The sequence below is a fragment of the Micromonospora sp. NPDC005305 genome (assembly GCF_040607315.1).
In the GTDB taxonomy this organism is placed as follows: Bacteria; Actinomycetota; Actinomycetes; order Mycobacteriales; family Micromonosporaceae; genus Micromonospora.
In genome coordinates this window covers 60,504-80,665 of record NZ_JBEXGL010000017.1, presented here as the reverse complement: position 1 = coordinate 80,665, position 20,162 = coordinate 60,504, and the positions used below count along the sequence as shown (strand labels likewise).

Below are 20,162 nucleotides of genomic sequence, written 5' to 3'. Positions count from 1 at the left end.
CGGGTGCTGCTGATGCTCGCCGGCCGGGTGATCAACCTGGCCGTCGTTGAATGGCCGCTGGGCAGGCGGCCGGCCAAGCCAACCCGCGGCATCCAGCGCCGTGCCGACGCTCCCGCCGGCGTTCCTGCCAGCCGATGACGGGGATGCGCATGCAGCTATCCGGATATCTCGACGGCGGTCAGGTCAGTCGCTCGTCTCCGAAGAACACCCGGACCGCCGTCAGTACCTCCTGCGTGTCGTTCGCCATGGCCGTACGAGCCTGGGCGAGCAGCGCCTGGGGTTCGGCCTGCCGCTGCCGGTCGAGGTCGGCCAGCAACTGGTCGATGTCTGGCACGTGCCGTTCGCCGGTCAGTGCGCGGGCTGGTGGCCGGAGTTCCATGAGGTGGCAGAGCAGTCGCAGCGGCCGGTGCCCGTACACCCGGGTGCCGCTGGGCAGCGCGGGCAGGCCGTAGGTGCGCAGCCGCGTCACGGCGCCGTCGAGCAGCGAGGTCGCCCAGTGGGCGTTGTCGAACAGGCTGTTCGAGGTGGCCCGCGGCAGGCCGAGGCCGGCCACCACCTGGTTGACCTGGTCCGCTGCGGCTTGGGCGACGACGAACACGTGGGGTGAGATGCGGCTGCGGTGGAAGACTTCCGACCACACGCGGCCCGGCTCTGACGATGTCACCGTGGCTCTATGCGAGGCGCTCACGTGAGGGTCCCCCCTGGTTGTTTCGCTGACGGGCGATGTCGAGCAGGCGGCCGAGGGCTGCGCGGGTCCGGCCGGTTGCGGTGGCGAGGGCACCGAGCGGGTCGGCGTGCCGGCGGCTGGCGAGGTCCTCGTAGACCGCGAGCAGGTCGGCCTCGAAGCCGTCCGCGGTCGCACCGCGGGTCTGGGCCAGCTCGGCGAGCCGGTTCTCGATGTATCGGCCCACCATCACCTGGTAGGCGCCGACGCTGGGCATGTCGTGGAACTCCGCCACCATGTCGTCGACCTGCCGGCCCGTCCGGTGCAGGACCGCCGAGGTGATGCCGTGCCGGCGTACCTCGGGGCCTGCCTCGTCTTGGATGCGGATGACGACCTCGTCCGGTCCGTTGATCTCGTCCGATCCGGTGTCGCTGTGCCAGCGGGCCGTGACGACAAAGCCGTCGTCCCGCCGGGACAGTTCGAGGGACGGGTCGGGCACGGCGTGGAGGGGATTCTTCGGAGACATGCATTCCTGTCTTTCCGGCGGCCTTGTGGGCGCCTGTTGCCGGGCCGCGGTGGCGGCTGCGTGTCACACCTGTTGTTCCGCCCCGGTTCAGGACGTCGGGGTTGCCGCGGTCAGGACGCTGCCGAAGAAGACCATGACGGTGAAGAGGATCATCGGGCCGACGAAGACGTAGCCCAGGACGAGACCTGCGACCGCCATGCCGTGCCCCGACCGCATGCCGTCCCGGGTTTCCCGCAGGGCGAGGTGGCCGAGGATGACCGCCAGGACGCAGGGCAGCCCGAACAGGCACCAGCCGCCGAGCACGCCGAGGATCCCGAGCACCAGCGACGCCGTCGCCATGCCCGAGGCCAGGATGGGCTGGACGGTGAGCCGCTGCCCGCCGGGCGGGTAGCCGCCGCCCTGGTAGGGCAAGGCCGGGACCGGCGCGTACGCGCCGGTGGGCGCGGACACCGGGGGATAGGGGCCCAGGACGGCGGGCAGCGGCGGCTGCGGGCGGGTGGGGTCGAGGCCGGGCTGCGGGTAGGTCATCGGTGCGGTTCCGTTCTTCCATCGAGGTGGGTGAGCAGGGCGCTGACCTCGGTGTGCAGGCGACGCAGCTCGGCGGCCGTCGGCGCCAGCTCGTAGCAGTGGTGGTGGGCGGCGGCCGACAGGGCCGCCCAGGCGAAGGCGACCCGCCGGGCGACGGCAGGGCCGGGCCCGAACCGGCCGCGCAGCATCAGCTGCTTCGCCCGGCCCTGCCGGCACGCGGCCACCACTGGTCGGGTACGCCGCCAGTAGGCGTCGATGCCGCCTTCGAGGGCGAGCCGGATCAGGCAGGCGCACGCCCGCGGCCACCACCCGGCAGTCACCGCGGCCGCGCCGAGCGGGCCGGCGCCGCGCAGCATCTGGTCGGCCACCGCCAGGCAGCGCCGGGGCGTCGGCGCGGTCACGACCGCACCTCGGCGCCGTCGCGGGGCGCGGGCACGGCGTTGACGTGGGCCCGGAGCGCCTCCGCGAGGTGGCGGGCGTCGGAGACCAGGACGGGCAGGTCGAACAGGTACGCCCCGTGCACGCCCTCCTTGCACGCCTTGTACGCGCCCACCGCCCGCGACCCGTGCCGGCGACTCAGATACCCGAGGACGTCGCCGCCCCGGTTGGCGTCGTCGAACAGCGCCAGCGCGACGATGGTGGTGAGCCGCCGGGACGCCGCCACGACGGTGTGCTCGATGTCGTCGTGCGGCACACCGCGGGCCACCCGTCGCCGCCACACGATCCGGTGGCAGGCCGCCTCGATCGCCGAGCGGCACAGCTCCGCCACCACCGGCCCGCGCACCTCGGAGGCGATCTCCTCGGTGCGGGCCAGCGCGTAGGCGTCGTCGAGGTAGCGGGTCACCGGGTCGGAGCCGGGCCGCAGGGTCACCACCGACCGCTCCGCGCGGGTCACCTCGACGATGCGGGACCGGCCGAGGTCGAGGCGGGCGAGGGCGTCGGGCAACCGGGTGTCGTGGGTGAACACCACCACCTGCCGCTGCTCGGCCAGTTCGGCGAGCACCCGGGCCAGCCCGTCCACCTTGGCCGGGTCCATGCTCTGCACCGGGTCGTCGACGACGATGAACCGGAACGGGCTCTCCGGCGCGCAGCCGCGTGGCAGGAACGTCGCCAACCCGAGGGCGTGCATCTCGCCCTGGCTCATCACCCCGAGGGCGGTGCCGTTGTCGGCGCCGTCCACGCTGACCGGGATCACCACCCGCCGCCGGGTGTTCATGCCCGCCAGGGTCATCGCGCCCAGCTCGACGTTGCTCTCCTGCCGCAGCTGCGCCCAGATCCGCTGCGAGTGCTCCGCGAAGGGCGCCACCCGCTGGTTGCGCAGCTCCGCCCCGGTCTCCTTCAGCCACACCCGCGCCGCCTTCAACCGGGCCAGCGCGTGCTCCTGCTCCGGCAGCGTTGCGGCCGACGCGATCCAGGCCCGCAGCTCGCCGGCCACCGCCTGCCAGCCGGTGTCGCGCTGGCGGAGCAGACCCTTCGCGTACGCCTGCGCGGTCTCCGCCGCCGCGAGCACCGCCGGGTACCGGGCGGTCAGGTGGTCGGCCAGCTCCTCCGGCCCGCCCGGTGTCAGCCGCAGCGCCGTCACCGCGGCGTGCAGGTCGGCGACCGGCACCCCGTCGGCGTCACCGGTGGGCACGTCCAGGTCGTCGATCAGGTAGTGCGCCCGCTGCAGCAGCGCGGTCAGCCGGGAAGCGGCGGCCTGGGCGGCGAGGGTCCGGTCGCGCAGCTCCGCCAGGGACGCCGCCGCGCTGGCCCGCCAGTCGCCGTCCAGGCGGCCCGTCGCGCAGACCGGGCACGGCCCATCACCCCGGTCGTCGTGGTGCTCGATGGCCAGCCGGAGCAGCTCGGCGCTGCGCAGCGACGCCCGCGACCGGCCGCCGTCGTGCCGGCGCGCCGCCGCGGCGGCCTCCCGCAGCTGCCCGGCCAGCCGGGCCACCTCGTCGGCGTCGGGCAGCTGCATCGCCACCAGCCGCCGGCAGAGCAGCACCGCCTCGTCGGCGGTCGGGTCCTCCGGCTCGTCGAGGATCGCCGTCAGCATCGCCAGGTCGGCCGCACCCCGGGTGCGCAGCAGCGCTGCGGCCCCCCAGGCCCGGTCGCCGTCGATCCCGGCGAGGCTGGCGGCGAGGGCGGCGCGCTGTCCGCGTACCTCCCTGATGGCGGTGTCGATCGGGCGCGCGGCGGCCATAAGGCGGCGGTCGGCGTCGGTGATCGCCTCCAAGCCGAGGATCGCGGAGATGGCGTCGAAGAGCTGGCTCTGCGTGCCGGCGGTGAGCCGGCCCAGCTCCGCGGCGGTGAGGAACGGCCGGTACAGCTCCAGCGGCCGGGCCAACCCCAGCTCGGCGAGGTCCCGGTGGGTGCCGCGCGCGCTGGTGACCGCCACCTCGGCGTCGCCCAGCTCCGCGTCCGGTGCCCAGGAACGGACCACCCGGGTGGGCGTGGCCACCCCGTCGACCCGCAGCTCGACGGCGATCCGGCACGGGTCGCCGGCGTGCAGGTTGCGCCACCCGGTACGCCACACGCTGTTGCGGTCCGCCCAACGCGCGCTGTCCCCGGTCAGGGCCAGCTCCACGGCCTCGGCGAAGCTGGACTTGCCGGAGCCGTTGCGACCCACCACCACAGTCAACCCCGGGCCGGGCTCGATGGCGAGGGTGCGTTCCGGGCCGACGCCGCGGAACCCGGCGACGGTGACGGAGGAGAGCCAGATCCGCTCCCGCGGCTCGTCCGCCGCCGGACGCTGCGGCTCCAGCGCGGTCGGCGCGCCGGCGAGCGCCGCGGCCAGGTCGGCCTCGCCGCTCAGCGCGGCGAGGACCACCTCGGCGGTGTCGTCGGGTACGTCGTCGGTGGCGAGCCGGTCGAAGATCAGCTCGACCAGGGGTTCGGTGTGGTTCATCAGGCGACCTCCAGGGAGGGCAGGGAAGGTGGATGACTCCGACTCGGGCCGGTTCGCTGGCGGTGGTGGTGCGACGACGGTGTGCAGTCGCCTTCTGTGGAGTGATCGGCGTTCAGGCCGGCAGTGCAACAGGACAGTCGGGGCCGGCCGACGGCGTGAGCAGGCCGGCGACGGCCTGTCGACTACCGCAACGACCCGCCGAGCCGGACGGTCGGCGCGGCGCCCGGCACTCCGACCGACTGGTGCGAGTGGAGTCCCGGAAAAGCCCAGAGGGCTTGTACAGAGGTCATCGTCTTTTCCTCCAGGCGCGTGGTGTCCGCGGGCCGATGACTCGTCGACCCGCCCGGTGGGTGGTGGGGAAGCTGGTGCGCTGTGGTGATCTGTCGGCAATGGATCAGCCGGCGGGCCCGGCGGATCGACCGGCGGGGCTGGGTCAGTGGGGGAGGGCCGCGTGCCAGTCGTGCAGGAAGGCGTCGACCAGGGCATGTGCCCGTGGACGAACGTCGAAGGTCTCCTCGAGCCGGCGGCGGGCCATGTGCGACAGGCCGTCGGCGGCCTCGTTGAGGGCGTGCCCGCTGTGCCCCTTCACGTGCTGGAAGGACAGGTCCGGCCGGTGGCTTACCGTCTCGGCGAGCCGGACCAGCGTCGGCCGGTCGGCCCACCGGCGCTGGCGCAGGCTGTAGCCGGCCGGCATCGCCGACACCTCGCCGGCCTGCCACCGGCGCAGCCAGCGCAGGGCGACCGTGCTGTCCAGCAGCAGCGTCATCCCCGCCGGCGCATCCTCGTACGCCGAGAGCAGGAAGTCGACCGCGCGCAGCTCGTTGATCAGCACTCGGGACGCGCCGGTCGGGTCGAGCCGGCCGGTGCCCCGACCCTGCAGGCCGTAGTGGCCGTCGCTTACCACGTACGCGATGCCGCCGGCGCGGCCCTTCCAGCTGGCGTCGGTCGCGGCGACGACCGGCGCGGACGTCGCCGCCCAGCGCCCGATGCGGCCGCGACCACGCTCCTGGTCCGGCTGCGGCCGGCAGGCCGTGCCGTGCGCGGCGGCGAGCCGCTCGGCGGTGTCGAGAAGCTCGCCAGCGGAGTCGAGCTCGTCGTAGTTCGCCGCGGTGAGCGCGAGCGTGACCGCGTCGCCGATCCGCTGGCAGTCCGTGCAGGTGGTGCGGTGGACGTAGCGGCGCAGGGGGAGGGCGCGGGCGTTCAGGGGACCGGGGAGCAGGTCCAGGGCGCGGAGGAACTCGTCGGGACGCACGAACTTCTCCCTCAGAACTCGGCGACGTCAGTGACGGCGGCGGTCAGCTTGTCCCCGGAACGCTTGGTGCTCGCCATCTCCTCCTCCTGCACGGAGGCGGATTCCCCGGTCACCTCGAAGGTGTTGATGATCGGGTCCTCGGCACCCTTCACCTGATAGGTCACCTCGTACGTCTTGGACGGGTCGAGACCGCTGCCGGTGTACGTCACGTCGATCCGGTAGGTGACGTTGCAGCCGGCGCTGCCGAAGCACTGCTTGCGCAGGATCTTGACCTTGAGCTTGAAGTCGTTCTTCGTGGGCGTGTCGTAGAGAGGAAGGGCGGGGGCCGTCGTCGCGGGCGCGGTGGTCGGTGCCGACGTCATGGGCGCCGCGCTGGTCGGATCGGCCGTCGTGATGCTCGGCGCGGCCGACGACGCAACATCGGCGGCCGGCTCGGCATCGCCGTTGCTCAGCGCGGCGATCCCGACCCCGCCGCAGCAGAGGGCGATGACGAGGGCGATGCCGCCGACGATCCAGGCTCGGGCGCTGGAGCGCTTGGCCGGAATGGTCGGGCTGGGCGAGCCGGCGAGCGTGGCGTCCTGCGGCTGGGCGGCGAACGGGGGAGCGGGGGCACCGGGCGGGGTCGGCGCCGACTGTGGCGGCATGGCGGCCTGGTTGTCAGGCTGATGGGGCGGCATGGGCTGGGTCGGGTCGGTCACGACGGTCTCCTCTGTGAACAGTGGTGGGGATAGGAGAAAGGGCGGGGCGGGCGGTGGCGCCCGCCCCAGGCCGAGCGGTGGATCAGGTGAGGGACACGGTCACGCCGCCGGAGAACATCGAGTCGTGGAGCTCGAGCTTGGTGAGCTTCACGTTCTTCGGGATGTCGAAGACGAACACGCCGGTCACCTGGTTGCCGGGGTTGATCTCCTCGAAGAAGGTGCTCGCCTCCTTGTTGGCGTAGAGGCCGGCCTCGGTGTCGGAGGAGTACTCGGTGCCGTCGGCGGCGAGGGCCTTCTGGCTGCTGCCGTCGAGGGTCTGCGCCTCCTTGCCGATGTTCTTGACGTTGACCGTGATCAGGCAGAACTGCCCCTGGGCCTTGTCGCCGATCATCGACGTGCCGACCTTCGCGACACCGCACTTGGACGACTTGACGGTGAACTCGAACTTCCCGTCCCGGGCCGGCTGGCCGATCTTCGCGCTCTTCGGCTTGTCGTCGCCCTTGGTGCCGCCGTCGGACTTGCTGCTGCTGCCCTCGCCGGTGCTGCCCGCGCCGCACCCAAGGGCGACGAGGCCGGTGGCGATCAGAGCCAGAGTGGTGGTCTTGCGCATCGTTTTCCTCCTGCTTTCGACGTGGCGATGTCAATAAGACCAGAGCGTGTTAACAGTGTCAACACGCATCTTGGCTGACGGGTATGACACCGCGGAGGTTGCGCGGAAACTTGACCATCACGGCAGCGGAGATCGCCAGGCTCGCGGGGAGGTTGGTCGTGCGGCGGTGGAGCAACTGGCGCAAGCGGTACGCCGGCTTCCCCGCCCGATGGGCGGCACGACGGCCAGCCTGGAGTTCGACCTGTCCCAGGTCGAGCAGTGGCTCCGCAATCCAGGGCAAGGTTCCCCAGGGTGTTCCGAGCCGACCGACTCTGGCGGCACCTCCCCCGTGGCGAAGGAAAGCCGTGCCGCGGCGTTCGCCAGCATCGGGAGTACTTGCTGGCGCGGCAACGCGGCGAGCGACCAGCTCCCAGGCAGGTCGACAAGCAACTCGCCGACCTGCTCTCGAGGTCGACGCCTTGGTCGACGAGCTGGGTCCGCAGGGCGCCTTCGGCGAGCTGTGGCAGGGCTTCTCCGCCCCCGGCCCGGGTCGCCCCTCGCCACCCCCGATGACCTGGCCGACCTGATGGCCCGACTGGCCGATGTCGGTGGAGGCGCGGTCCTCGATCCGGCTGCCGGCACCGGTGCTGCCCTCCGTGCCGCCGTCCGCGCCGGCTGTACCGCCCCATACGGCCAGGAATTCGACGAGGACCTCGCCAAGCTTGCCGAACTCTGGCTCGCACGACGCGAGGTACCCGGAGAGGTCCGCCCTAGCGACTCACTGCGCGCCGACGCGTCTCCGTGCCGACGACACCCGGATCTCTGAACTGCAGCGTGATATCGGACCGCTGCAACTTAGCGTGGGCCGGCGGAAAAGCGCGAGGTCCGCCGTTCCACATGCGACCGGCTGCCCACAAGTACCGCCGTGACGGCGTTCTACACGAAAAGAGCCCATGGGGGAGCAGGTTCGGCCCGCTCACATGACACGCGCCGCCTGCTGGTCGGTGTGGCAACGGTTGCCAACGCCACGCCCACCGGGGTCCACCGCACCCGTGGTGGCGAGCGGGTTCCAGGCGTGAATGTGGGAGACCACGATCAAGCAGCATTGTCGTGCTGCCCGCATGCGGCGTGGGTCCGAGCCTTGCGCTGCTCTACGCGGTGACCAGGCAGAGCGGTGGTCATCCTTTGCCGGCGAGCTTGAGGCGGGTCAGGATGTCGCCGATCTCTCGGCTCTCCTCATGGTCCGGCCCGTACACCAGGCAGAGGTCCTCGTACAGCGGAAGAAGCACCTCGTTGGCCTGGTCGACGTTGCGTTCGCCGAGCAGGAGCATGCCAATGTCGCGGCGTAGTTCCAGGGCCGTGGTTGAGGCATCGCCCTCGACTGCCCGTACATGTGCAAGAACCTGCCGGAACTGACGCAGCGCCGTGGTGGCCTGACCAAGCCCCGCCCGGCAGTGTGCTGCCTGCCGTAGGCATGCCATCGCGTCGTCGCTGTTCGGACCCTCAGTACGTGCGAACGCCGCGGCGAGCGAGTCGAACTCCGGCAGCGCCTCACGGAAGTCTCCACCGATGACGAGGATCGCCGCCCGGCGCTGACGAAGCTGAAGGACGCGGGGGTTCTCCAATCCGAGTGCTGCGGCGGCAGGTTCGATGACGTGCTGCAGGGCCTCGGCGGCCTGGGCGTAGCGTTCGTCGGCGAGCAGGTCGTTCGAGTGCGCTACTGCGTCGTTGATCGCGTGGCCCAGTGCCGTGGCGGGGACGGCGTCCGGCGCTTGGGAGGGAGTGCCTGCGCCGTGGGCGACCCGGGGCGACAGGGCCGTCCGCGGCCGGGGTGAGTTGGGGCGGCGGTACAGAAGCGTCGGGTCCGGGATGCCCGCGGGCAGCTGCTCCGCCGGCGGCGATGCGGCACCTGGCGGTGGAAGATAGGGCAGCAGCCGTTCGTAGACGTCGTACGCATCCCTGGGCCGCTGTTCGGCGCTCTTGGCCGCCAGTTCCAGTACCAGCTGTTCCACGGACTCCGGTACGTCGGGGCGCAGCTTGCGCAGGGGCATAGGTGCGTCGTAGACGTGCTGCTTCATGAGCTCGAATTCGTTGCCGCCCTGGAACAAGGGCATGCCGACGAGCAGTTCGTGCAGCAGGCACCCGAGCGCGTACAGGTCGCTCTGGGGGGTGATCTGGGCGCCCTGGATCTGCTCGGGCGGCATGTACCGGTGGGTGCCGAGCGCCTGGCCGGTCGCGGTGAGGCGGGTGATGTCGGTGCGCAGGATGGCGGCGATGCCGAAGTCGAGAACCTTGACGGCCCCGGCATCGGTGACCAGCACGTTGTCGGGCTTGAGGTCGCGGTGCACCACGGGGATGGCATGGGCGTGGGAGAGCACCGTGCAGATCTGGGCGGCGACCGCGGCAGCCCAGGAGACCGGGAGCGGCTGAGCCGGCTTGATGTAGGCCCGCAGGGATGTGCCGCGCACGTACTCCATGACCAGGTAGACCCGGTCGTACGACTGGTCGAGCACCGCGTCGTAGACCTGCGGGACGCCGTGGTGTTGGATGCGGGCGGTGATGCGTGCCTCGCGGCGGAAGCGCTTGGCGAACTCCTCGGCTTCCTCGGCGGAGGAGATGACATCGGTACGGATCAACTTGACGGCGATTTCCCGGTCGAGAACCCCGTCGTAGCCCCGCCAGACCTGCCCCATGCCGCCGGAGCTGATCTGCTCGACCAGCTCGTACCGGTCGGCGATCGGCTCTGGCCGCACTGCTACCCCCAAGCACCTCGCTCAGCACTATTGCGTTGACAGTTTTCCCGCTTGCAAGTCAACAGTCCAGAGCCGCCGGGTCACCCTAGGTGGACGAAGACCCGGCGGCTCCGGTAAGTGGCAAGCTTCATGCTGCGTCGTCGACCACGCCTTCCTGCTGACGGATCATCCGCCAGGCGGCGCTACGGGCACTGCGGTTGAGGGAGCTGCGGAAGTCCGGCTCGCTGTTGCTGAAGTACCTGTTGCCGAGGTCCGCGACGGTGTCGAAGTGGTCCATCATCTTCTCCTCGAAGACCGGCTCGAAGACGTGCCCGAAGCCGTCCTCGTCGTTGGCGACCGCGGCAAGACGCACCTTCGGGTCGGCCAGCGCCTCCTCGAAGGGCTTGATGACGTCCTGGTCGGTGAAGTCGGTGCCGTACTTGTCGTTGAACTTCTCGATCAGCTCCGACAGCAGCGACTTTTCCGCGTCCTTGGCGCCGCCGGACCCGTCGCCGAAGCCGGGCAGCTCGGCGGTGCCCTCTGTGGCGAGGCTGACGTCGTGCTCGCCGGTCCTTTCCACTCGCAGGTGGCTCAGGTCGACCTCGCCGATGTCCACGCCGCCGTCATCACGACGGGGCAGCCGGTTGAGCAGGTGCCGGCCGTAGAGGTAAAGCCGTTCCAGTTCGGCGTCGGCGTAGGGGACGATTTGCGACAGAAAACTGTATTTGCGGATATAGTCGTTGAGGTTGGACCGGAACGCCTCAGCTGTCGCGTGGTCCTCCTCGTCGTCGCTGTCCACCAGCCTCGTGAAGCGCTCCACCGCCAGCCCCATGTGCCGGTAGAGCTCGGCGTGCAGCTTCTCCCACTTGGCCGTGTTCCCGGCGGCCTGCTCCTCGGCTGCCAGGTAGGCCTCGACGAACTCCTGCATTTCCGACTCGACGAGCAACGCCGCCTGCATCACCTTGCTCTGCGCGGTGTAGAGCAGGTTGGGGTCGGTCGGCAGTGTCTCGGCATCCTCGTAGTACGGCCGGAACGACTCCTTGATCTCCTCGGCCTCGTTGACGAAGTCCAGCACCGCTAGGTCGGCCTGGCTCTTGCGCTCGGCGGTGCGGTTGAGCCGGGAGAGGGTCTGCACGGCGGCGATGCCGCGCAGCTTCTTGACGACGTACATGGTGGTGAGCAGCGGCTGGTCAAAGCCGGTCTGGTACTTCTCGGCGACGACCAGGATCCGGTACTCGGGTTTGCTGCCGGCCTGACCGGTCTTGTCATCGGCGCGGGTGTAGGCGAACTCCTTCGGCAGGGCGCTCTCCGACAGGCCACCGTTCTCCTTGACCTCGGTGGTCTCCTCGCCCTCATAGGTGAGGCTGTCCGAGAAGGCGACCAGCACGCCGGGGTCTGAGTAGTCCCGGTCGCCGATGTAGCGCTTGATGGCGCGGGCCATCTGCACGGCGCTGTGCCGGGACGCGGTGACGACCATCGCCTTGGCCCGGCCGCCGAGCCGGCCGAGGGTGTGGGTGCGGAAGTGCTCGACGATGATCTGCGCGTGCTGGGCGACGGTGGAGTCGTGGGTCACCGCGTACCGGGCGAGAAGTGTGTTGGCCTTGCCCGGGTCGACCTCCCGCTCGTCGGGGTTCTGGTTGACCAGCTTCCAGTACGTCTCGTAGGTGACGTAGTTTCGCAGCGGGTCGAGGATGAACCCTTCGTCGATGGCCTGCCGCATCGAGTAGGTGTGGAACGGGTGGTACTTGCCGTCCTCACCGCGAGTGCCGAAGAGCTCCAGCGTTTTGGCCTTCGGGGTGGCGGTGAAGGCGAAGTAGGAGAGGTTCGCCGCCCGCTGACGCTTCCTGGCGTTGGCGGTGAGCTTCGCCTCTGTGTCGGGTTCTGCGTGGGCGGTGGTGGCGCCGGCGTCGTCGGAGTCGGAGTCCAGCCCCAGGTCCCGCAGCACCTTCCGTACGGAGGTGGCGGCGTCGCCGGACTGGGAGGAGTGCGCCTCATCGACGATGATGGCGAAACGGCTGCCCTGGATCTCGGTGGGGTTGCGCTGGAGGTAGTCGACCAGGGCCGGGAAGGTATGCAGGGTGACCGTGACGATCTTGCCGGTCTCCCGCGAGAGCGCCCCGGCGAGCTGTTCGGACTTCGCGCCCTGCTTCTCGTCGATCTTCACGACCAGCCCGGCGGTCTGCTCGAAGCTGCCGACGGTCTCGCGCAGCTGGGCGTCCAAATTGCGCCGGTCGGTGATGATGACGACCTTGTCGAAAACGGGGGAGCCGGGCTTGAGTCCGGCGGCCACGGCGTCCGGATTGAGGTCGGGGACCTTCGTATGGGTGTGCAGGGATGAGAGCCGGTGGGCGAGCCAGGCGATGGTGTTGGACTTGCCAGAGCCGGCCGAGGCCATCACCAGGTAGTTGTGGCCGGCGCCGTGCCGGGCGGCGTGGGCGGTCAACCGCTTCACTGCGTGCCACTGGTGGTACCGCGGGAAGATCACGGTCTTGCGGGTACGCCCATCCGCGCCCTTCTCCTTGGCGAGGTGGACGAAACGCTCCAGCAGGTCGAGCCAGTTGTCCCGCTGCCAGATCTCCTCCCACAGGTAGGAGGTGGCGTACTTGCCCGAGAGAGTTGGGAGCGGGTTGCCCTGGCCGCCGGGCCTGCCGGGACCGTCGGAGCCGGTGTTGAACGGCAGGAAGCGGGTCGACTTGCCGCGAAGCTGGGTGGTGACGAAGACCAGATCCGGGTCGACGGCGAAGTTGGCGACGACCCGCCGGGAAAAGATCAGCTCAGTCGGGTCGCGGTCGATGCGGTACTGCTCCTTGGCCTGCTCGACGCCCTGCCCGGTGAGCGGATTCTTCAGCTCGGCGGTGGCGACGGGGATGCCGTTGAGGAAGAGCGCCAGGTCGAGCCGGTTGCCCTGGTCGGACTGCTTGGTGGCGTACGCCAGCTCCTTGACGACCGTGAGCCGGTTTGCCCGGTAGTCGTCGAGGATGCTGTCCGACTCCACAAGCGACGGCTTGAAGTACGCCACCCGGATGCGAACGCTGTGGTCCTTGACGCCCTTCCGGAGTACCTCCAGCAGCCCGTCATTCGCGATCGCCTTGTCGAGCTGCTTCGCGAAGCCGGCCCGCGCGGCGCCCTGGTCGTCGCCGTAATAGGTGACCAGCTGGTCCCACTCGGTCTGTTGGGTAGCACTGATGAAGGTGAAGAGCTGCGCCGTGTCCAGGCCGAGGTCGGGTCGGTAGTCGGAGTTGCTGCCCAGCTCCCAGCCGTTGTCGAGGAGCGAGGCAACGATGGCGTCTCCGAAAGCCGACTCGTGATGGATCATCGCAGCCCCTCTTCGGTTACTCGGCCACTGGCGGCCGAAACGTCGAACTGGCCAGTGACGGCGGCCGTGATTAGCCCTTGCCGTCGTTCGGCAATGAGCTTCCGATGTCTTGCAACCCGTGTCCGAAGAGCCTCGTGTTTGTCGAGCACTCTCGAAGCTTCGGCAGCAAGCGTAGTCTGCTGAGCTGGCTCAGGCGTTGGAATCAGCACCCGCTTCAGGTCCCAAATGTTGATGCCCTTGATCGTGGCGCCTGTCACTCTCTGTTGGATCTGGTAGACGACGGCCGGGGACTCAAGGATGAGGCGGAGCCAGGTCGGGCTTACGCGGGAGCCGATAGATATCCTTGCCGCGTCCTGAGTTAAGTTCGCGCCGGTCAACTCGTCTGGAACGACTGCCACCTCACCCACGCTGCCCCGGATCGCGATGACGAGGTCTCCTCCTTTGAGGCGTGACCGAGCGTAACCCGCCTCGATTTCCCTCGTGGTTTTGTTCAAGCTGGCTAGGGAAAGGCGATTTGCGGCCACATCCCCACCCTTTACGATCGGCACGCCATCATCTACATTCGGGCCGGGTAGCACGATGCCGTACATGATCTGGCGAAGCTGATCGGTCAGGTGCATCAACGGAGTCCAGCGCCAACCGTCCGGCAGGGACTCGCCTACACGAGCGCTCTGGCCATTGAGAAGCGTTCCCAGGATGGCTCGCTCCCGCTCTTGAACGTCTCGGTCGAACTGATTTAGGCGGCCGCTAAGTCGATCCATGCGGGCTGTCTCGTTGTCGAGGAAGTCGGCGACGCGGATCTGCTCCTCCAACGGCGGTACAGGAATCGGCGCACCTGCCAGTCGGTCGCCATTGAGCTCGATCTGGTTGGTTGCACCTACCACCAGAGCTGCATAGACGTAGCGCTGGAAAGGCTCCGATCGCATCCAGTAGTAGCCGAATCGCGGATGTACAACGTCGGGCGCGAAGCGGCTGATTGTCACGTGACTGTCGGCCATGCACGGCATCTCGTCTGGGGCCACGTTGAAGAACCCGACTCGTCCCAGCGTTCCCGTACCTGTCGAGTTGACAATGATGTCTTCAGGCTTGAGATAGCCCTTGAGCTTTGTGGGGTCGCCGCTGTAGTCATGGAACCTGGTCCTTGACCAGTCAATACCACCGTCTTGGTTCGCGGCTTGACTGAGAGCACGAACGGGCCCGATATCAACGTAGTTAGGGGCCGAGCCGCGGTTCAGCATGACCGTCACTCGCTTCAACGGCGAAACGGCCCAGTGTTCCGGCAGAGACGCTCCGAGGATCTGGCTCACTCAGTCACCTCACTGAGGAGCGACTGGATTTCGGCTTCCAGCGCCTTCAGTTCGGCGTCGATCTCGGCGAGCGGTCGCGGTGGCTTGTAGACGTAGAAGTGGCGGGTGAAGGGGATCTCGTAGCCGATCTTCGTCTTGCTGTCGTCGATCCAGGCGTCGGGGACGTGCGTCAGCACCTCCCGGCGCAGGTACTCGTCTACGTCCTCGTTCAGCGGCACGTTCTCGAAGTCGCGCAGGTCGGCGTCCGGCTCGGGGGCGCCCTTGATAAGCTGCGCCTCGCCCTCCGGATCCCGCACGCCGATGGCGTCGCGTAGCGCCTTCTGGAACGGCGCACCCGACGGCCAGAGCACGCCGGCCTCAGCCATCGCCGAGCGAACCGCATCCCACGCCGCCCGCTTCGTTGTCCAGACCTGACCGAGCAGCGGCTTCAACGCCGCCGTGAACGCCTCGACGTCCAGCGCCTTCTGAATCGGCTTCGACTCGCGGACCTGGGCCAGGGTCTCGTCGGTGATCTCGAAGCGAAGCTTGAGCGGCCGTTCGACAGCGATGCGGTGGTAGCCGAAGTCGTCGTTGTCGAAGACCTTCACCTTGCCGTGCTGCGGGTGCTCCGGGTCCTGTGCGGCGTGCAGCGCCTGCCCGTAGAGCCGGGTAATTTCGGCGATCTGGTCGTTCGTCAGGTACTTGCGCTTGTCGCCGAGCGACTTACGCATCCTGGCGAAGTGCTCCCGCGCGTCCAGCAGGATGACCTTGCCCTGGTGGTCCTTCGACTTCCGGTTGGTCAGGATCCAGAAGTACGTCGAGATGCCGGTGTTGTAGAAGAGCTGGTCCGGCAGGGCCACGATCCCCTCCAGCCAGTCATTCTCGATGATCCACTGCCGGATTCGGGACTCGCCGGACTCGGCTGCTCCGCTGAAGAGCGGGGAGCCGTTGAAGACGATCGCCACCCGGCTACCGCCCTTGCCGTCAACGACCGGCTTCATCTTCGACAGCATGTGCTGGAGGAAGAGCAGCGAGCCGTCGTTGATCCGCGGCAGGCCGGCGCCGAACCGGCCGCTGAAACCGAGGGCCTCGTACTCCCGCTCGATCTCGTCCTTGACCTTCTTCCACTCCACACCGAACGGCGGGTTGGCGAGCAGGTAGTCGAACTGGCCGCCGCGGTGGCCGTCGTCGCTGAACGAGTTGCCGAACTTGATGTTCTCCGGGTCCTGACCCTTGATCATCATGTCGGATCGGCAGATCGCCCAGGACTCCGGGTTCAGCTCCTGACCGAAGACCTGCACCGTGGCATTTGGATTGTGCTGGGTGATGTGCTCCTCAGCCGCACTCAGCATGCCACCGGTGCCGCAGGCCGGGTCGAGAACGGTGCGCACCACACCGGGAACGGTGAGCGCGTCGTCGTCCGGGGCCAGCAGCAGGTTCACCATCAGCTCGATGACCTCGCGCGGGGTGAAGTGCTCACCGGCCGTCTCGTTTGACTGCTCCGAGAAGCGGCGGATCAGCTCCTCGAAGATGTAGCCCATCTGGTGGTTGGAGACGACGTCCGGCCGCAGGTCCAGGTCGGCGAAGCGCCCAACCACCTGGTAGAGCAGGTTGGCGTTGTCGAGGCGCTTGACCTGGGCGGCGAAGTCGTACCTGTCCATCACCTCTTGCGCGTTCTCGGAGAACGCGCCGATGTAGGCGAGCAGGTTCTTCGCCGCGTATGCGGGGTCGTTGGCGATCGCCTTCAGCGAGTATCCGCTGACGTTGTAGAAGCTGTGCCCCGACGCCTTCCGCAGGAACTTCGAGACGTCGATGTCCTTGTCCTTGAACTTCTCGTGCGTCTCCAGGACCTTGTCCTTGGTCGGCGCGAGCACGCACTCGAGGCGGCGCAGCACGGTGAATGGCAGGATCACCTTGCCGTAGTCGGACTGTCGATAGTCGCCACGGAGGAGGTCGGCGACCGACCAAGCGTGGTTCGCCAGTTCGGTGTGCTTACTGGTGTTCAAAGGGTTCCTTCCGCTGTGCCGTCCCGGCAAGGACGGGTGGGGGTAAGTGGTGCTCGTCCAGGCCCGTCGGCCGGCGTCAGGTTGAGGGTGGGGCAGTGTCTGGTGGGAGGAGTGCACCGCCGGTGAGGCCGGCGGCCAGGGTGCGGGCTGCCTCGTCGGCGAGGCGGTTTGCGATGTCCGCCGCGAGTCGGAGCGCGTGGAGTTGGCGGAACGCCTTGCCGTACCGCTGCTGTTCGGCGAGCGGGAGCAGGGGGATCCGCAGGCGTCGAGGGTCGACCCGGACCACGGTGGTGCCGGACGAGGCGGCGCTGAGGTTGTCCTCGGCGGCCAGGAATCCGGCAAGGAACCACGGGTCGATGCGGGCGGGGTCGGGGCGCAACAGGTAGAGGTGCCGGCCGAGGAGATGGCCGACGTCCCGCGCGTCGGCGACGCGGGCGGTGCCGACGCCTTCGTGGAGCATCTCGGGGAGGATGACGTCCCCCGACTGGATGGTGATGTCCTCATCCGAAGGTTCCTCCTCGGCGGGGGCGCCGGAGGCCGGCCGGCGCGACACCACGTCCCGGGCGGTGAGCGTCCGAGGCGCGTCGGCGTCCTGCATGGCGGGGGTGGAGCTGCGGATCGCGCCTGGAGGGCGGAGGAGCGTGAGGGCGTCGCCCCGCAGGAGGTCAGCGACACTGGCGGTCCGCCAGGACAGGGAAGTGGCACCGGCCGGGGGCCAGGCTTGGCCGCCGCTGAGGGTCATCAGCCCGGTGGCGGCCCGGCGTAGCCGGCTTCGTAGCTCGTATGTCATCTCGGCGAGTTCGTCGGGCTTGGCGGGAACCGGGGCGGCCCGGATGTGGCGGGCGGGGCTGAGGTCGACCGACTCGTCGAGCAGGTCAATGACTGGGACGGCCCGCGCTGTGCTGGGGATTGGTTCGAAGTTGTCGGGGTGCCGGTCGAAGTCTTTCCAGGCATCGAGCACTGCGCCGTGAAGCGCAGACCAGTCCGACGGCGGGCGCCTACCCGAGCTTTCCTCGGTCCCGAGAGCGTCGATGGCGGCGGCGTCCACCAAGAGAACCGTCGACGGCAGGGTCGCCTGCGGGTGCGGCCGTTCAAGCAGCCACAGCTGCAGGCCGATGTGCAGCGGCTGAGCGACACCGACGGGTAGAGCGATGACGGCTCGTAGCGCTCCGCTGCGGACCATCTCGGCTCTGATTCGCCGCCCTGAGGGCCGAAAGGCGGAACCAGGCGGCATGAGCAGAACAGCTCTGCCACCTGGGGCCAGGTGGGCGAGACAGTGCTGCAGCCACGCGAGTTCCGACTCACCCTTCGGTGGCAGGCCGAACACCCATCGCGGGTCGTACGCTAGGTCCTCGTGGCCCCAGTCGCGGTGGCCGTAGGGCGGTGCGCAGAGCACGGCGTCGGCGGCCAGCGCCGGGAACGCGTCGATACGTATGCTGTCGCCGACCTGAATCTGCGGCTTTGTTCCCTCGGTCTCTACGGCGAGGCGAGCGGCGGCTTGGGCGGCCACCAAAGGCACGATGTCCTGGCCGTACAGCTCCCGGGCCCCGCGGCCCGCGGCGGCCAGAAGCAGTCCGCCAGCACCACACGCGGGGTCGAAGACCTTGTCCGGGTACGGCTCGCCGGGGCCACCGAGGAGATCGGCCATCAGATCAGCTATTGGCGTCGGCGTTCGATAGGCGCCACCGGCCTTGGTGTCGTTGACATCGCCCTCGGCGAACACCTCCAGCGTCCGCGCCGCGCCTTCTTCGGCGACGCAGCGCAACAGCGTGCGAAGCAGTTCGGCATCTTCGGGTTGATAGGCCAGGTCATCGGTGCCCGGGATGTCGTCGGCCTTCGACCCGGTCGTCTGCTGCGCCCATTCGGACAGCCGGTCATCGGGAAGCCCGACAGCCTTGCCCACCTCGGCGTCGGCAATGCGACTCGCCGCGACAATGAGCGGGAGCAGTCTGCTTCGGTGGGCGAGGTCGGATGCGCTGGCGCGCAGGGCGGTGCGCAAATCGTCTGCGGGAGAACTGACAGGCAACTGTCCGCGCGCGGCGAGCCAAGCCCGGACGGCGTCCAGGTCGTACGCCGGGCTGGCCTCCGTCCCACCTGTCGGGGTTGGGAAGTCCGGGTGACGCCGGCGCCAGTTGCTCACCGTGGCGCGCGTGACGCCGGCCAGCCGGGAGATCTCGGCGGCGGTCAGCTGGGCGGGTTGCGGCATGGCTTGTTCCTGTCGGTTGGCGCATGGTCCTGCTCGCCGCTCACTGTACACGATGCTCGAGCCGTTTAAACGCGTTGACATCGCTTTCACTCGTGAGTGTGCTACTCTCGTTTTCAGCGAGCCGAGCTTGTCCGGCGGCTGTCGATCCCCCTGCCTACGTCTCCAGCGTGTGGGCGTTCCACCCCTTCAGGAGGGCCTCTTCGTGTCCATCACCATGCCCACCGCGCCCGTCGAGGGCATCCAGCTGACCGTCACCCCCTTCCGCACCGATGCGGTGATCGGCACGATCGGGCTGCCTGCGCTCCTGCAGCTCGTCCCCTCGCCGAAGCTGGAGGAGGACAAGCGGGCGATGAAGTTCTCGCCCGGTGCGATGCGCCGGCACGCCGAGATCCGCTCCCTGGTCCAGCGCACCCTCAAGTCGACCCAGAAGGGCCGCAACGTCGCCGGCTACGCCCGCTACATCGCCTCCGGCATCAACGGCGACTTCGGCTCCGGCTGGTCCACCCCGCCGATCACTCTCTGGCTCGCCGGCGAGCCCGGCGCGGTCAGCGACGAGCTCATCCCTGGCAGCGGCATCCGGAAGATCACCCTCCTCGCTGGCTCCCCGGTAGTTGCGATCGACGGCGAGACCCAGGTGACGGCCCTGCACGAGCTCTACGACGACCCCGAGCAGTACGGCATCACCTACGAGGCCCTCGGTGCCGTCCGGCTGCCCTTCGAGCTCTACTGGGGGCTCAACGTCGAGGACGCCCGGCAGATTTTCTACGACCGCAATGTCGAAGGCGTCCCGGTGGCCAAGAACCTGGCCATGTCCATGGACCAGCGGGACTTCGGCACCCAGCTCGCGCACCGCATCGCCGAGGCCGTCAAGGTCGAACACGACGGCAAGATGATCCCCTTCAGCAAGCTCGTCCAGTCCCGCAAGCGGCAGCTCACCAAGACCGACCCCGAGCTGATCACCCTCTCCGCGCTGCGGGTCCTCGTCATCACCACGATCTACGGCCGGGCCGGGCTGGGCCTGTCCTCGACCACCATCCGCCCGACGGACCTCCCCACCGGAGCGACCGCCGAGCAGATCGAGCGCCGCGTCGTGCCGCTGCTGTCGGCTCTGCTCACCCACCTCTACCCGCAGCTCGCTGCCCGGTCCGCGGCCTCCGCGCCGGCCGTTTTGGCCGGCATCGGCATCGCCGCTCACCAGGCCACCGACTGGGCCACCGCCGGCATCCCGCTCACCGACACCGAGCTGCTGAACCTGCTCTCCGGTATCCGCTGGGAGCGGGAAGCCCGCTACTGGGACGGCATCGCCGCCAGCGCCAACGCTGCTGGCGTCCTGAACTTCGGCGGCGGCGCCAAGGACTCCGGCGGCCGGGTCGCCGACGCCGTTCTCTACCCCGACACCGAGAGCGGCCGCAAGATCCGCGGTCAGTAACCTGCCCCGCGCCACCCCCGAGACGCCGTGCGTCGCGCCACCA

At 69.2% G+C, this 20,162-nt stretch carries 15 protein-coding genes; 2 read left to right on the top strand and 13 right to left on the bottom strand.

Features of this window, described 5'->3' with window-relative positions; genetic code table 11:
* The first annotated feature begins 3 nt into the window (after window positions 1-3).
* Entirely contained in the window at window positions 4-138 is a 135-nt protein-coding gene (locus ABZS80_RS24610) for a hypothetical protein (RefSeq protein WP_355059365.1), read from the top strand.
* A 40-nt stretch (window positions 139-178) separates the two neighbouring features.
* Here the strand turns inward: ABZS80_RS24610 and ABZS80_RS24605 are convergent, their stop codons facing one another.
* The 13 genes from ABZS80_RS24605 to ABZS80_RS24545 all read right to left on the bottom strand — a co-directional run bounded on the left by ABZS80_RS24605 (window position 179) and on the right by ABZS80_RS24545 (window position 18,690).
* Complete coding sequence (locus ABZS80_RS24605; RefSeq protein WP_355059363.1) at window positions 179-640, bottom strand: hypothetical protein; 462 nt, start codon at window positions 638-640, stop codon at window positions 179-181.
* Window positions 641-671: 31 nt separating this feature from the next.
* Window positions 672-1,163 carry a hypothetical protein gene (locus tag ABZS80_RS24600; protein WP_355059361.1) on the bottom strand — a complete coding sequence of 164 codons (492 nt, stop codon included), beginning with the start codon at window positions 1,161-1,163 and terminating at the stop codon, window positions 672-674.
* Between the two features lie 114 nt (window positions 1,164-1,277).
* The gene (locus tag ABZS80_RS24595; RefSeq protein WP_355059359.1) at window positions 1,278-1,718 is read right to left on the bottom strand and encodes a DUF4190 domain-containing protein; all 441 of its coding nucleotides are present in this window, start codon (window positions 1,716-1,718) and stop codon (window positions 1,278-1,280) included.
* Window positions 1,715-2,119 carry a hypothetical protein gene (locus tag ABZS80_RS24590; RefSeq protein ID WP_355059357.1) on the bottom strand — a complete coding sequence of 135 codons (405 nt, stop codon included), beginning with the start codon at window positions 2,117-2,119 and terminating at the stop codon, window positions 1,715-1,717. Before ABZS80_RS24590 ends, ABZS80_RS24595 begins: the two co-directional genes overlap by 4 nt.
* Complete coding sequence (locus tag ABZS80_RS24585) at window positions 2,116-4,605, bottom strand: AAA family ATPase (protein WP_355059355.1); 2,490 nt, start codon at window positions 4,603-4,605, stop codon at window positions 2,116-2,118. The genes ABZS80_RS24590 and ABZS80_RS24585 overlap by 4 nt, the downstream gene beginning before the upstream one ends.
* Window positions 4,606-5,038: 433 nt before the next feature.
* Entirely contained in the window at window positions 5,039-5,857 is an 819-nt protein-coding gene (locus ABZS80_RS24580; protein ID WP_355059354.1) for an RNase H family protein, read from the bottom strand.
* 11 nt (window positions 5,858-5,868) lie between these two features.
* The gene (locus ABZS80_RS24575; protein ID WP_355059353.1) at window positions 5,869-6,555 is read right to left on the bottom strand and encodes a hypothetical protein; all 687 of its coding nucleotides are present in this window, start codon (window positions 6,553-6,555) and stop codon (window positions 5,869-5,871) included.
* A gap of 82 nt (window positions 6,556-6,637) precedes the next feature.
* A complete protein-coding gene (locus ABZS80_RS24570; protein ID WP_355059352.1) occupies window positions 6,638-7,165 on the bottom strand; it encodes a DUF4352 domain-containing protein in 528 nt (175 codons plus the stop codon).
* A gap of 1,157 nt (window positions 7,166-8,322) precedes the next feature.
* A complete protein-coding gene (locus ABZS80_RS24565; protein ID WP_355059350.1) occupies window positions 8,323-9,897 on the bottom strand; it encodes a serine/threonine-protein kinase in 1,575 nt (524 codons plus the stop codon).
* Window positions 9,898-10,024: 127 nt separating this feature from the next.
* The gene (locus tag ABZS80_RS24560; RefSeq protein WP_355059348.1) at window positions 10,025-13,192 is read right to left on the bottom strand and encodes a DEAD/DEAH box helicase family protein; all 3,168 of its coding nucleotides are present in this window, start codon (window positions 13,190-13,192) and stop codon (window positions 10,025-10,027) included.
* Entirely contained in the window at window positions 13,189-14,499 is a 1,311-nt protein-coding gene (locus tag ABZS80_RS24555) for a restriction endonuclease subunit S (protein WP_355059347.1), read from the bottom strand. Before ABZS80_RS24555 ends, ABZS80_RS24560 begins: the two co-directional genes overlap by 4 nt.
* Entirely contained in the window at window positions 14,496-16,484 is a 1,989-nt protein-coding gene (locus tag ABZS80_RS24550) for a class I SAM-dependent DNA methyltransferase (RefSeq protein WP_355059345.1), read from the bottom strand. The genes ABZS80_RS24555 and ABZS80_RS24550 overlap by 4 nt, the downstream gene beginning before the upstream one ends.
* 76 nt (window positions 16,485-16,560) lie before the next feature.
* A complete protein-coding gene (locus ABZS80_RS24545; protein WP_355059343.1) occupies window positions 16,561-18,690 on the bottom strand; it encodes an N-6 DNA methylase in 2,130 nt (709 codons plus the stop codon).
* Window positions 18,691-18,892: 202 nt separating this feature from the next.
* Between ABZS80_RS24545 and ABZS80_RS24540 the strand changes: the two genes are divergently transcribed.
* A complete protein-coding gene (locus ABZS80_RS24540) occupies window positions 18,893-20,119 on the top strand; it encodes a DNA sulfur modification protein DndB (RefSeq protein WP_355059341.1) in 1,227 nt (408 codons plus the stop codon).
* The last annotated feature ends 43 nt before the right edge of the window (window positions 20,120-20,162 follow it).